12 protein-coding genes are annotated in these 13,048 nt (G+C 70.5%); 6 read left to right on the plus strand and 6 right to left on the minus strand.

Features of this window, described 5'->3' with window-relative positions:
- Positions 1–78: 78 nt before the first annotated feature.
- Positions 79–627 (minus strand): ATP-binding protein, encoded by a 549-nt coding sequence (locus tag ACWDR3_RS44620; protein ID WP_450358426.1) that lies wholly within the window; start codon positions 625–627, stop codon positions 79–81.
- 221 nt (positions 628–848) lie between these two features.
- On the opposite strand from ACWDR3_RS44620, the gene ACWDR3_RS44625 reads away from it, so the two are divergent.
- Positions 849–1,091 carry a DUF397 domain-containing protein gene (locus ACWDR3_RS44625; RefSeq protein ID WP_402344612.1) on the plus strand — a complete coding sequence of 81 codons (243 nt, stop codon included), beginning with the start codon at positions 849–851 and terminating at the stop codon, positions 1,089–1,091.
- 200 nt (positions 1,092–1,291) lie between these two features.
- Positions 1,292–2,197, plus strand: coding sequence for a helix-turn-helix domain-containing protein (locus ACWDR3_RS44630; RefSeq protein ID WP_450358427.1), 906 nt, complete (start codon positions 1,292–1,294; stop codon positions 2,195–2,197).
- A gap of 67 nt (positions 2,198–2,264) precedes the next feature.
- Here the strand turns inward: ACWDR3_RS44630 and ACWDR3_RS44635 are convergent, their stop codons facing one another.
- Genes ACWDR3_RS44635 through ACWDR3_RS44645 form a run of 3 tightly spaced genes read right to left on the minus strand, consistent with a single transcriptional unit; the run spans position 2,265 to position 8,072 of the window.
- On the minus strand, positions 2,265–3,809 hold the full coding sequence (locus tag ACWDR3_RS44635) for an alpha-L-fucosidase (protein WP_450358428.1): 1,545 nt from the start codon (positions 3,807–3,809) through the stop codon (positions 2,265–2,267).
- 47 nt (positions 3,810–3,856) lie between these two features.
- A complete protein-coding gene (locus ACWDR3_RS44640; RefSeq protein WP_450358429.1) occupies positions 3,857–5,701 on the minus strand; it encodes a family 20 glycosylhydrolase in 1,845 nt (614 codons plus the stop codon).
- Positions 5,694–8,072, minus strand: coding sequence for an alpha-L-fucosidase (locus ACWDR3_RS44645; protein WP_450358430.1), 2,379 nt, complete (start codon positions 8,070–8,072; stop codon positions 5,694–5,696). Before ACWDR3_RS44645 ends, ACWDR3_RS44640 begins: the two co-directional genes overlap by 8 nt.
- Positions 8,073–8,437: 365 nt before the next feature.
- On the opposite strand from ACWDR3_RS44645, the gene ACWDR3_RS44650 reads away from it, so the two are divergent.
- Complete coding sequence (locus ACWDR3_RS44650; RefSeq protein WP_450358431.1) at positions 8,438–9,781, plus strand: amidase; 1,344 nt, start codon at positions 8,438–8,440, stop codon at positions 9,779–9,781.
- Positions 9,782–9,850: 69 nt separating this feature from the next.
- A complete protein-coding gene (locus ACWDR3_RS44655) occupies positions 9,851–10,489 on the plus strand; it encodes a LysE family translocator (protein WP_450358435.1) in 639 nt (212 codons plus the stop codon).
- A 29-nt stretch (positions 10,490–10,518) separates the two neighbouring features.
- On the opposite strand, the gene ACWDR3_RS44660 is transcribed toward ACWDR3_RS44655, so the two are convergent.
- Together ACWDR3_RS44660 and ACWDR3_RS44665 are read right to left on the minus strand one after the other, a co-directional pair.
- Positions 10,519–11,001: an N-acetyltransferase family protein gene (locus ACWDR3_RS44660; protein ID WP_450358432.1), complete on the minus strand. Its 483-nt coding sequence runs from the start codon at positions 10,999–11,001 to the stop codon at positions 10,519–10,521.
- A gap of 87 nt (positions 11,002–11,088) precedes the next feature.
- Positions 11,089–11,262 carry a hypothetical protein gene (locus ACWDR3_RS44665; protein ID WP_124002252.1) on the minus strand — a complete coding sequence of 58 codons (174 nt, stop codon included), beginning with the start codon at positions 11,260–11,262 and terminating at the stop codon, positions 11,089–11,091.
- A gap of 462 nt (positions 11,263–11,724) precedes the next feature.
- On the opposite strand from ACWDR3_RS44665, the gene ACWDR3_RS44670 reads away from it, so the two are divergent.
- Together ACWDR3_RS44670 and ACWDR3_RS44675 are read left to right on the plus strand one after the other, a co-directional pair.
- The gene (locus ACWDR3_RS44670) at positions 11,725–12,174 is read left to right on the plus strand and encodes a hypothetical protein (protein WP_450358433.1); all 450 of its coding nucleotides are present in this window, start codon (positions 11,725–11,727) and stop codon (positions 12,172–12,174) included.
- 25 nt (positions 12,175–12,199) lie between these two features.
- Complete coding sequence (locus ACWDR3_RS44675) at positions 12,200–13,045, plus strand: SDR family oxidoreductase (protein ID WP_450358434.1); 846 nt, start codon at positions 12,200–12,202, stop codon at positions 13,043–13,045.
- The last annotated feature ends 3 nt before the right edge of the window (positions 13,046–13,048 follow it).

A 13,048-nucleotide genomic window follows, 5' to 3' on the forward strand; every position in this document is an offset into this window, starting at 1 on the left:
GACGGCCGGCCGAGGAGGACCGCCCGGACGTCTCCCGCCGCGGGTCGGACCACCGAGGCCCATTGCTCTGCCGAGGCACTACAGCCGAAAGAGCGCCCAGACCGTCTTCCCGCCGGCCGCGCGCAGGTTCCAGCCCCATGAGTCGCTGAGCGCGGAGACGACCTGCAACCCCCGCCCGGACTCGGCGAGTTCGTCGGGCCGCCCCTCGACCGGGATGCGTTCGCTCTCGTCGGTGACCCCGCACACGGCGTACGACCACCGGTCCCACAGGGCGAGCCACAGGGACGGCTCCAGGGGCGCGTGGCCGTCACGCGGTTGTCCGTAGCGCAGGGCGTTGCTCAGCAGTTCCGACACGGTGACCGTCATGTCCTCGATGCGCTCGTCCGCGATACGGCCTTCGAGCGCGGCCCAGGTGAACGCCCTTGCGACCCGGGCGGATTGAGTGACCGGCGGCACGACCAGGACGGAACAGAGGGCCGGTCCGCGGGGATCCCCGGCGGCGGGGGCGAGCGTGAGACTCTCGCCCGGCTCCGGTCGGCCCAGGTCGTCCACCGCGCGGCACAGCCACTCCCAAGTCGCCTCGACCCGCAAGGAGTTGACCGGTCGTGCGACTTGCTCTGCGGACATCGCGACCCCTGGTACCCCTGCGGAGAGAACAACTACGCGCGCTACGCCTTGCGGAGTATGGTGCTCCGCCTCCCCCGTCGAACGCAAGTGCATCGGCAATTACCCCTGCAATTGCAGACGATCTTGCGGGGGTTCGGCCCGGGCGCTATCGTCACGCTCACCACCCATGGATGCAATTGAAGATGCAATTGCAGACGATCTTTGTGGGAGTGACGCGTCAGATGCAGCACGTGACGAACGGCATGCCGGCGACCCAACTGGGCGGCGCCCTCTGGCGCAAGAGCCGGCACAGCAACCCCGAGGGCAACTGTGTGGAACTCGCCGCCCTCCCGGACGGCAGCGTCGCCGTACGCAACTCGCGCCACCCGGAAGGTCCGGCGCTCGTCTACACCAGCGCCGAGATCACCGCCTTCGTCCGCGGCGTGAAGGACGGCGACTTCGACGGCCTACTCCCCGGTCGTTGAGGTCGGCTTCACCCGCGGATGGCCGGAAGGCGCCGGGCTCCGGCCGCCTTCCGGCCCCATCACTCCCTGCGGTGGTTCGACGTCTCGGTGCTACGCTCCTTGGTTGAGGCCCCAGAATCTCTGGTTCCGGAGACGTTCCGAGGTCTGGGACGCAGGAACATTCAGGGATACGGTGCCGGTGCGGCGGCCGAGGGGTGGACATGACTGCAGCTCAACCTGAACTGGTTCCCTCGGGTTCCGAGGTGCTGACCCTTCAGCGCGGCGGCCCGACGGTGCAGCGCATCATGCTGGGCACCCGACTGCGCCGACTGCGCGAGTCCCTCGGCATCACCCGCGACACGGCGGCCGCCGCGATACGCGCGTCCGACGCCAAGCTGTGCCGCATGGAGCTGGGTCGGGTCGGCTTCAAGGCCCGTGACATCACCGACCTGTTGACGCTGTACGGCGTCCAGGAGGCGGACGTACGGCAGGACTACCTGGACTCGGTGCGGCGGGCCAACGAGCCCGGCTGGTGGCGGGCCTACGGCGACGCCTTCCCGAGCTGGTTCGAGCAGCACCTGGGTCTTGAGGAAGCCGCCTCCCTCATCCGCACCTATGAAGTCCAGTTCGTCCCGGGCCTGTTGCAGACGCGCGCGTACGCCGAGGCCGTCGTCCGGCTCGGCCATCCGATCGGCGCCCCGGAGTCGGTGCAGCGGCGCGTCGAACTGCGCATGACCCGCCAGGAGTTGCTCACCGCACCCGACGCGCCCCGCCTGTGGGTCGTGGTCGACGAGGCGGCGCTGCGCCGTCCGCTCGGCGGCCGGGACGTCATGCGCGACCAACTGACGCACCTCATCGAGGCGGCGGCCCTGCCGAACGTCACCCTTCAGGTGCTGCCCTTCCACGTCGGCGGGCACGCGGCGGCCGGCGGACCGGTCACCATCCTGCGGTTCCCGGTCCCCGACCTGCCGGACGTCGTCTATCTCGAACAGCTCTCCAGCGCGCTCTACGTGGACAAGCCCGAGGAGGTCGACCACTACCTCTCGGTCATGGACCGCCTCAGCCTCGTGGCCACGCCGGCCGCCGACTCGGTCGCCTTCCTGCAGCAGGTCCTCAAGGACAGCTGAGGCCGGGTCCCGTCTCTCGCATGAGGCCCGGGCCCACCTCACGCATGCGGGCCCGGTCCCACTCCCCTCACACCTGCGACCGATACAGGCCGAACTCCGCGATCCGTACGGTGCTCCGCGCCGCGGTGACCCGCAGCCGCCACCGCCGGGCCCGTACCGGTGTCGGCAGCAACAGGATGCGGCTCGCGCCGATCGTCCCGGCGCCCGTGACCTCCGTCCAGCCACCGTCGCGGAACGCCTCGACGACGACGCTCTCCACCTGCTGGCCGTGCCGGATGTCCTCGGCGAGCCGGATGCGGTCGACCTCCCGCTCGCGGCCCAGGTCCACGGTGACCTTGCCCGGCGCCGTGGTGATGTGGGCGCCCGCGGTCAGGTCCCGGGGCAGCTCGCGTTCGATCCGCTCACGGAACTCGCGCAACCGGACGACGTCGGTGCCGTGCAGCAGGCCGTCCGTGTCGGGCGGGACGTTGAGCAGCAGCACGGCGTTGCGGCCCACCGAGCCGAAGAAGATCTCCGTCAAGTAGTCGACGGACTTGGGCTGTTGGTCGGTGTGGTAGAACCAGCCGTCGCGGATGGAGACATCGCACTCGGCGGGCCACCACTGCAGGTAGTCCGTCACCGGCTGTGCCGTCACCAGGGCGTCCCGGCTGCCCTCGTCGGGGGCGTCGTAGGACAGCGCCCAGTCGGTGCGGCCGTACTGGTTCTCCTTGACCGGGACGACACTCCACTCGTCCTCGCGCGCGATCCCGCTCTCGTTGCCGACCCAGCGCAGGTCGGGTCCGGTCACGGCGATCGCCGCGTCCGGGGCGAGCGCGCGCACCAGGGTGTACCAGCTGTCCCAGTCGTAGTTCTCCACCTTGTCGGGCGGGATGCGCCCCTGGGCTCCGTCGAACCACACCTCGTCGACCTGGCCGTACTCGGTGAGGACCTCGTAGAGCTGGTTGAGCATGTGCGCGCCGTAGTCGGTGGCCGGGAGGCTGTACGACCGCTGCGGTGAGCGGTCGTCGCCGTCGACGAGGGTGGGAATGGTGCGGTCGGTGCGTGCGCTGCCGTTGGCGTACACCCCGTCCAGGTACTGGTTCTCGTCGGCGGGCGAGATGTAGACGCCGACCTTGAGGCCGTACCGCCGCATGGAGTCGGCGAACGAGCGCAGGACATCGCCCTGTCCGTCGCGCCAACTGCTCGACGCCACCGTGTGGTTCGTGTAGCGGGAGGGGTAGAGGACGAAGCCGTCGTGGTGCTTGACGGTGAGGATGGCGAGCTTGAAGCCGCCGTCGCGCAGGGCCGCGGCCCACTGGTCGGTGTCGAGGCCGGTCGGCTGGAAGACGTCGGGGTCCTCGTCGCCGGTGCCCCACTCCAGGCCGGTGAAGGTGTTGACGCCGAAGTGCAGGAACGCGGTGCGCTCCAGGCGCTGCCAGGCGATCTGCCGTGCGGTGGGCCGGACTTGGGAGGCCTTGCGGACGAGGTCCGCAGGGCTGTCGTCCGGTGAGACAGGGATGCGGTAGCGCGGGTCCTCGGCCTCGGCGGCTGCCGCGATCGAGGGGACGCCGGTCACCGCGAGTGTGGCGACGGCGGTGGCTGCGGTGACGAAGAGGCGTCTGGAGACGGCCATGAGGGCTCCTCAGATCAAAGGCCGGACGTCAGTTCATGTGCCGGACGTCATTTCACGTGCCAGACGGCGGGCGGGCGTTGGTCGACCGGGTACTGCACGAGCCGGCCGTCCACGGGGCTCACGGCCATCTGCGTGATGGCGTTGACGAGCCGGTAGCCGCCCGCCACGGGCTCCAACTCCCAGCGCTGCAAGGTGTTCCGGTCGTCGCAGGTCTCCCTGGTCGCCTCGACTCCGGGCTGGAGCGGCACGTTGAGCGTGAGCTTGCCGCCGCGCACTTCGAGACAGCCGTCGGCCGTCCGGAGGGTCGCGTAGCCGTCGGCGGTGCGTCGCACCTCGGCTTCGAAGGAGGTGCCGGATGCCCGGAAGGTGTAAGTACCGTCGGCCACCGGCACCTTGGTGAGGTCCCGCCAACCCGGTGCGTGTCCCACCGCGCTGCCGCGTGCGGTGAAGTCGTCGTAGGTGGCGTCCGGGTGCGGGTCGCCCCAGGTGGCCTGGGCGATGTGGTCGAGGGCGGGCCGGAGTTCGACGGCGACCTCGTTCTCGGTCTCGCCGCGGCCGTTGTCCGGCCAGAGGCTGACCTTCGCGCCGGTGATGCCCTCGCTGGACGCCACCTTCTCGCCCTCGAAGCTGCGCGGGTCCCAACTCTGTTCGTACAGCGACTCGGTGTCGCTGTGGAAGCCGCCGCGGACGAGGTAGAGCGAGTAGGCGGCGTTCTCCACCTGGTAGCCCTGCGCGATGAGTCCGCTCGGCTTGACCGCCACGTTGAGCCAGTGCTCGACCGTCGTGCCGGCCGCGACCGGCACGGTGTTGGCCCCGGTCAGTCCGTCGTTCCAGATGCGCAGCCGCACGCCCTTGCTCGCCGCGTAGGCGTGGACGCGGTTGACGAAGTCGACGTAGGCGTCCTGCGGGGTGGCGTCGGGGCCGTACTTGTCCTGCGCGTACCGCAGCATCTGCGGGTACTTGGCGAAGTCGGAGCCCAGCATGTACTCGTCGGCGCCCATGTGCCAGGACGTCGAGGTGAAGACCTGGGCGTGCTCGTCCATCAGGCTCGTGTAGTAGTCGAAGGCGGCCTGCTGGGTGACGTCGAGCCGGGCGGGCTGCTTGTTGCCGTCGGAGTCGGTGAGTTGGAGGTCGGGGCGGTTCTCGATCCAAGGGTCCATGTGGCCCGGGGAGTTGATCTCCGGGATGATCTCGACGTGGTACTTGTCGCCGAGGGCGACCAGGCGGCGGATCTCGTCCTTGGTGTAGTAGCCCCAGGTGTTGGCCTCGGGGTGGGCGTCGCTCTTCACCTTGAGTTCGAGGAGCAGCTGGTTGAGCTTGTGGTACGCCATCTCGCGGACGAGGTTCTCCAGCCAGGGCAGCGAGATGTGCACGTAGCAGGCGCAGACTCCGACGCCTCGCTCCTTGTAGCGGGGCACGTCCACGGTCCGTCCGGCGGGGATCCGGTCGCCCTGCGCAAGGAGTTGGAGGAGGGTGCGGGTGCCGTAGAAGGCGCCGGTCTCGGTGGCGCCGGTGATCAACAGGCGCTTCCCGGCCCGGAGTTCGTAGCCCTCCTTGCCCAGCTGGGTACTTGACGGCCGGACGTCGATCGAGATGTCGCCCGGGCGGGCCGTCCCGCCCACGACGGGCACCCTGCCGTGGCCCGAGGCCCGCAGGTCGTCGGCGAGGGTGCCGGCGACCCGGCGCTCGGCGGCGCCGGAGGCGACCAGCCGAGCACCGTGCCCGAAGACGTAACTCCCGGCCTCCGGCGCCCAGTTGCCGAGCGCGGGCACGGTGACGGGCACCGCTGCCGCCTGCTCCTGCGCGAGGGCGGGCACGGGCGCCACGAGCAGCGCGAACGCCGCCGCGACGACGCCCGCGAGCCGGAACCGTCTCTTCTTCTGCTCAGTCATGCCACTCCACTTTGAAGACCCACGCGAGCCGACCCGCCTTCCGGGCCGCCGCGGGGACGTCGATCACCAGAGCGCCGTTGCTCACGGTCCAGTTCAGGGGTCGGCCGTGGCCGAGCATCGTCACCTTGTCGCCGGCCCGGATCGGCACCGGGGCCTCGACGGTGAGCTTGCCGCCCGGCTCGGCCAGGCTGTGGATGTAGAACGCCTTGTCCGGCCGGACGGTGAAGCGCAGGTCGTCGCCGAGCTGCGCCATCCTCGACCAGTACGTCGTCCCGTGGATCGCCTCGCCATTGACGCGCAGCCAGCGCCCCGTCTCGCGCAGCCGGGTCTGCATGATCTCCGGGATGGTGCCGTCGGCGCGCGGGCCGATGTCGAGCAGGAAGTTGCCGTTCTTGGAGACGATGTCGACGAGGGCGTGCACGACCTCCTCCGTCGTCATGTAGGCGGAGTCCGGGGTCAGTTGGTTGTAGCCGTAGCTGCGGGGGTCGAGCCCGCGGCTGGACTCCCACTTGGCGACGACCGTGTTGTCGTACGTCGTGTACTCGGGCGTCGTGAAGTCATGGAAGCCGATCCCCGAGCGGTCGTTGACGGTGACCTCGATCGGACGGGCCCTGTTCTTCGCGTGGTTGAAGTACTCGGCGAGGACATGGAGGCTGTCGTTCGCGCCGCCGATGTCGCACCAGATCAGCTCCGGGTCGTAGCCGTGGATCAACTCCAGCATCTGCGGGGCCTGGTAGTCCCGCACGAAGTCCTTGCCGCTGGTGTAACCCGTGTAGGGCAGCGGTTCCAGCGTGTACGGGTTGCGCGGGGCGTGGCCCATCCACGGGTTGTCGGGGTTGAACCACTCGGGCATCGAGAAGTAGAGGCCGCGGTGGAGTTCGGGCGTGTACCGCTTGGACGCCTCGAAGAGCTCCTTGACCAGGTCGCGGCGCGGGCCCATCTTCACCGCGTTGCGGTCGGAGACCTTGGTGTCCCACAGGGCGAAGCCCTCATGGTGCTTGGAGGTCAGCACGTGGTACTCGGCGCCCGCGTCCCGGAACAGCTCGACCCACGCGCGCGGGTCGAACTTCTCTGCGGTGAAGCGCGGGATGAAGTCGTCGTACGCGAAGTCCGCCCCGTAGGTGTCCCGGTGGTGGGCGTACGTGGGGTTGTTCGGGTCCTGCATCTGGTCCCAGTACCACTCGGCGTACTGCACACCGACCGGCGCCCAGGCGGGCACCGAGTAGACGCCCCAGTGGATGAAGATGCCGAACTTGGCCCTGTTGAACCAGTACGGGGCCTGGTGGCCGGAGAGGGAGGTCTCGGTGGGCTGGTAGTCGGCGACGCCGAGGGTCAACGGGCCCGTCTTCGCGGCGACTTGGGAGCCACGGCCGCGTACGGCCACCGTGCCGTCCCGCTCGGTGCCGGGTGCCGTGCCGGTGCGGTTGCGGATGCCGACCCGCACGCGCGCCTGCTCGCCCGGATCCAGGCGCCGTACCCGGGCGGGTTCGACGGTGCGGGCGCCCGGCACGTCCACCCGTACGGACACCTCGTCGCCGGCCAGGATCGCGACCGTGCCCGCGTTGACGACGGTGGCCTCGACGCTCTGCGCGCCGCTGGACTCCAGCAGGGAGTTCGTGGAGTGGGCGTCCCGCAGGGTCAACGCCCTTCCCTGGGCGACCGGTTGGAGGGAGAGCGCGAAGACGTGCAGGGAGGTCTTGTTCGCCTCGGCCGGGTTGGTGACCGGCAGGGTGATCGCGACCGCCTCGCGCCGCGGATCGGTCCACACCTCCGAGATGCCGATCCCGACGGTGTGCTCGTCCTTGGTGCCGTCCGGCGTGTAGCGGTAGGGCGCGGAGAGCGGACCGCCCGCGGAGTACCAGTCGGAGCCGCCCAGGCCGCCGGTGGTGGTCGAGCCGTCGGCGTAGTGCACGGTGGCCTTGCCCGAGGCGTTGCCGTAGCTGCCGGAGGTGAGGAAGAAGGCCGACAGATAGCGGCCCTTGGGGAGTTCGACGCGCTGGCCGAGCGCGACGACGTTGTTCTTGGCGCCGGCCGTCGCGGCCGGGAAGAGGAAGGGGATGCCGTCGACCTCGACCGGGCCCGCGGGGAGTTCCTCGCCCGGGAACGTGTAGCCGGAGCCGTCGAAGTCGCCGCCGCGCGCCGAGGCGGTGTCGATGCCGTCGTTGTCGTAGAGGGAGTCGAGCGGGACGGGCACCGCGTCGGGGACGGGGACCCAGTCCCGCCCGCCGGACCGAGCACCGGACTGCTCGCCGGGCTGTTCGCCGATCTGCTCGGCCGCGTCCGCCCCGGACGCGGTGGTGAGCGGGAGAGCGGCCGAGGCGGCGAGGACAGCCGCGGTGCCGAGAACCTGACGTCTTGGATACGGATTCATGAGCGGCTCCAATTCATCGGATGTCTGATGATTGGGCGAGCTCAGGGGCCTGTCAATGAGGCGTGTAGGTAAGGAAGTTATGCCAGTGATCGGATGACCCGCAGGTCAGCGAACGGCACGCCACCGCCGCAGCGCAAAAAGTCCAAGAAGAGCCGCCCGAATGTCCAAGAGTCGGTGTTCTCCACCTGTCCGAGAGCCGCCGTTCTCACCGTCCGGGCGTCGGCGTTCTCACCGTCCGGTTGTCGGCGTTCTCACCGTCCCGGCGTCGGCACTCTCGACGCACGGCCCGCCCCGAGGCAGAGTGCTCCCCGTACCCTCGATCCATACTCGCGAGTAACGAACCCACCGCCTCCCGAGGAGCCTCCGTGACCAGCTGGGTCGGCCGGACCGCCACCGAGATCGCCGCCGCCGTACGCGAGAAGCGGGTCACACCCCGGGAGGTGGTGGCCGAGCACCTCGACCGGATCGAGCGGCTCGATCCGCGCGTGGGGGCGTTCCGAGTGGTGCGGGCGCGGGCGGCGCTCGCCGAGGCCGACGAGGTCGCCTCCCGCGCCGACCTGACTCAACTGCCGCTGGCGGGCGTGCCGTTGGCCGTCAAGGACAACCTCGCCGTGCGCGGCGAGTCCAACCGTGTCGGCTCGGCCGCGACGCCGGACACGCCCGCCGCCGAGGACCATGTGACGGTGGCCCGGCTGCGGGCGGCCGGCGCGGTGGTCGTGGGGCTGACGAACGTGCCGGAGCTGTGCGTCTTCGGCACCACGGAGGGCGTGCACGGCACGGCCCGCAACCCGTGGGACCTCACGCGCACGGCGGGTGGCTCCTCCGGCGGCAGCGCGGCCGCGGTCGCCGCGGGCCTGGTGCCGATCGCCCTCGGCAACGACGGCATGGGCTCCCTGCGCATACCGGCCGCCAACTGCGGACTGGTCACCATCAAGCCGGGGCACGGGGTGGTGCCCGCGGGCATCGGCGAGGGCGACTGGTTCGGCATGTCCGAGAACGGCCCGCTCGCGACGACCGTCGAGGACGCGCGGCTGGTCTTCGGGATCCTCGCGGACACCGGGGCGGTACGTCCGGACGCCCCCGCCATGCGCAAGGTCGCCGTCTCGCTGCGCAGCCCCCTGTTCGGCGTCACGATCAGCAGGCCGTACCGGGAAGCGGCCCGGGGCGCGGCCGGCGTGCTGATCAAGGCCGGTCACCAGGTCCGGCGCGCGGACCCGCCCTACCCGGCGTCGCTGAGCACGACCTCACTGGCCCACTGGACGGCGGGCACGTCCGTCGACGCCAAGGACCTGGATCCGCGCCTGCTGACCCGACGTACCAGAGTGCACGCGGCGATCGGCCGGCGCTTCGTGAACAGCGTCCGCACCAGCGACAGCCGGGACCGGCTGCGCCGGCGTATGGAGCCGTTCTTCACCGAGTACGACGTGCTGCTCACGCCCGCGCTGGCCCGCCGCTCCCCCAAGTCCGAGCCGTGGGACGAGCGGGGCTGGCTGCGCAACGTCCTCGTCAACACCAACTACTCGCCGCTGACGCCTCCTTGGAACCTCACCGGCTGGCCGGCCATGTCCGTCCCGTTCGGCTCCCTGCCCTCGGGCGCGCCGTGCGCCGTACAACTGGTGGGCCGTCCAGGCTCCGAGGCGGTGCTTCTAGCGCTGGCGGAGCAGATCGAGAAGCTGCATCCGTGGCAGCGGACGGCACCGCTGGACTGAGTACGGCCTCGATGGGGGGCGGGGAAAACTGCTGGAGGCCGCGCGGCGCCCCGTGCTTGCATGGATCGCATGATGTCCACCGACCGTCTGCTCGCGTTCGCCGCGCTGTCGTTCCTGCTGATAGTGATCCCCGGCCCCAGTGTCGTGTTCGTGATCGGGCGGGCGCTCGCGCAGGGACGCCGGGCCGCGCTGACGACTGTCCTGGGGAACACGATCGGCGCCTATCTGCTGGTGGTCGCCGTCGCGTTCGGGGTCGGGTCCGTGGTGGAGCGCTCGGTCCTGGTCTTCACGCTGCTGAAGCTGGCCGGCGCCGCTTACCTGGTGTACCTCGGCGTCAAGGCGTGGCGTGAACGGGGTTCGCTGCGGGCCGCGTTCACCGACGGCGGGGTGACGCACGGCGGTCTGCGCACGTTCTGGGAGGGCTTCGCGGTCGGTGTCACGAACCCGAAGACCATCGTGTTCTTCGCGGCCGTGCTCCCGCAGTTCGTCGACCGCACGCAAGGCCATGTCCCGCTGCAGATGCTGCTGCTCGGACTGGTCTTCAACGTCATCGCTCTCGTCTCCGACAGCGTCTGGGGCCTGGTCGCGGCCACCGCACGCGACTGGTTCGCACGCTCCCCGCGCCGCCTGTCCATGGTCGGCGGCATCGGCGGCCTCTCCATGATCGGCCTGGGTGTGACGGTCGCCGTCACCGGCCGCAAGGACTGAAGCCGCCGTCGGACAGAGCGGACAGAGACCTACAGCGCCCGGTACATCACGTGCAGCCCCACCAGCCCGTCCCGCGGATGCTCGAACGCCTCCGGGATCGTGCCGAGAATCGTGAAGCCCAGGGACGTCCACAGCCGTACGGCCGGATTCGTCTCGACGACCGCGTTGAAGACCATGCCCCGATAGCCGTCGGCCTTCGCGGTGACCAGGATGTGCTCGGCGAGGGCGCGGCCGTAGCCCCGTCCCCCCTGGTCGGGGTCGACCATGAAGCCCGCGTTGGCGATGCCCGCGGCCGGGCCGCCGTAGTTGGGGGTGACGTAGGCCGAGGCGACGACCGTGCCGGACTCGTTCTCGACCACGTGGACGCGCTTCGCCGGACTCATCCACAGGGCCCGGGCCGCCTCCTCGGAGGTGCCCGGGTCCCAGGCGTAGGTCTCGCCGGCGGCGACGATGCGGTGCCAGAAAGGCCAGATCCGCGGCCAGTCCTCGGCCACGGCTTCTCTGATCTGCATGGGCGTCAGTCTGGCACGCCCATGCGTACGACGATCACAAGGGTCCTGCGCCCTCTCCGGCTCGGCCGGTGTCGGGCGCGGGGGACGTCAGTCGACGCTGGGCAGGATGTGGGGCTCGGCGAGGTCGTCCTCGTAGCCCGCCAGCCGGATCGGGGCCGACCGGGCCCACACGTCGAGGCTGCCGATGTCGCCGGACCGGTGGCCCGCGCGCTCGGTACGTTCCTTGGGACCCTGTTCCAGATCCGTCTTCTCTGGTGTCACCGCGCACTCCTTATGTGTCGGGTCACCCTCGGGACGTGCCGACCGCTTCACGGTCCGGCTCCTGACGCCCGCTCGGGTGTGAGTCGAAAGCAGTTCGGACGCGGTGGCGCCGGTACTTCGTGAGAGCAGGCCGTTGTGAACCGGCTTGTCCCGGGACGGACGTGGGTGTGGGTGGAACCCGGTAGTGCTGTCCGTCCGGATCAGATTAACCAAATGAGCGGGCCCGCGCTCGATAGGGACTGAAAACAAGGTGTAACTATCCCAAGTCCACTTGCCGCCACCGCAGATGCTATGCACCGATTCGTCGGACAGCGACTGATTTTCGGTTCACCCGGACGGCCCATACCCGCGCAAGCATCTGCGAAGAGTGGGCGGCGCAGTTCAGATCCCGTTGGCCGATTCGCAAGGCGCCCATGATCTCCTGTCGTGCGGCAACGGCTTGTCCTGCGGGAGGACTGACGCATGGAGCTGCGCAGTGTCGAAGAGCTGATGGATCTGCTGCACGCCTGCCGGGGCTCGTGGGACGCCCCGGGCCTGCGCGGCGGTCGCGTCGATCTGCACCAACACGCGCTGCAGACCGCCGCCCTGTTGCGGCGGCGCCGCCCCGCCGACAAGGAGCTCCAGCTGGCGGGTCTCGTGCACGCCATCGGCCCGCTGCTGCGCCCCGGCGATCCGAGCGCCCACGCGGACTGCGCGGCCGACGCGGTGCGGGCCCTGCTCGGCGAGCGGGTCGCCCGGCTGGTCCGCACCCACCATCGCGCCGAGGCCGGCACCGACGACGATCTGCTCCGGCTGCGCCAGGCGGACGAGGAGGGCCGCAACCCCGCCTTCGACGCGGGCGTGCTGGAGGACTGGCGGACCGTGCTGGAGATCGTCGCCGCCCGCAACTCCCGCCTCGGGGCTGTCGACTGACGGACCGTCATGAGACGGTACGGCGATGACGTCGTCGTACGGGCAAGAGGCGCACGAGCCGCAGGCTCCGGGTCTGGAAGGCAGGGCCGCCGTCGTCACCGGTGGCACACGCGGCATCGGACGTGCCGTCGCCGAACAGCTGGCCGCGGCCGGCGCGCTGGTGTGCGTGACGGCGCGGGACGCGGACGAGGTGCGGGACACGGCCGCCGAGCTGGGCGGCATCGGCGTGGCGGGCAGCGTCGCGGACCCAGCTCATCTGAGGCAGGTCACGGAGCGGGCCCTGGCCGAGTTCGGGCGCCTCGACATCCTGGTGAACAACGCGGCGACGAACCAGCCGTACGGGCCTCTCATGGACCTGGATCCGGAGGCGTGGCGGGAGACGTTCGCCGTGAACGTCGAGGCGCCGCTGCGGCTCGTGCAGTACGCCTGGCGGGCATGGATGCGGGAGCACGGCGGCTCGGTCGTCAACATCTGTACAGAGGGTGCCGGGCATGTGGGACCCCATGTCGGGGCTTACGGGACCAGCAAGACGGCTCTGTTGCGGCTGACCCAGCAGCTCGCGGGCGAGCTGGCTCCGAAGGTGCGGGTCAACTCCGTCTCCCCCGGCCTTGTCCGCACCGAGATGGCGCGGTTCGTGTGGGAGCCGGGCGAGGCCGAGGTCGCCGCGGGCCTCCCGCTCGGGCGGATCGGCGAACCGGCCGACGTGGCACGGGCCGTCGTATGGCTGGCGTCCGACGCGGCGGAGTGGGTGACCGGGGCGGACCTGGTGGTGGACGGCGGGATGACCTCTCCCCGTCGATGGTCGTCTTCACGCGCTGCGCCCTGGGCGCGCTTCTCCTGTTCCCCTTCGCCCTGCGAGGCGGCGGCCTGATCC

The organism is Streptomyces sp. NPDC001002, from assembly GCF_053599215.1.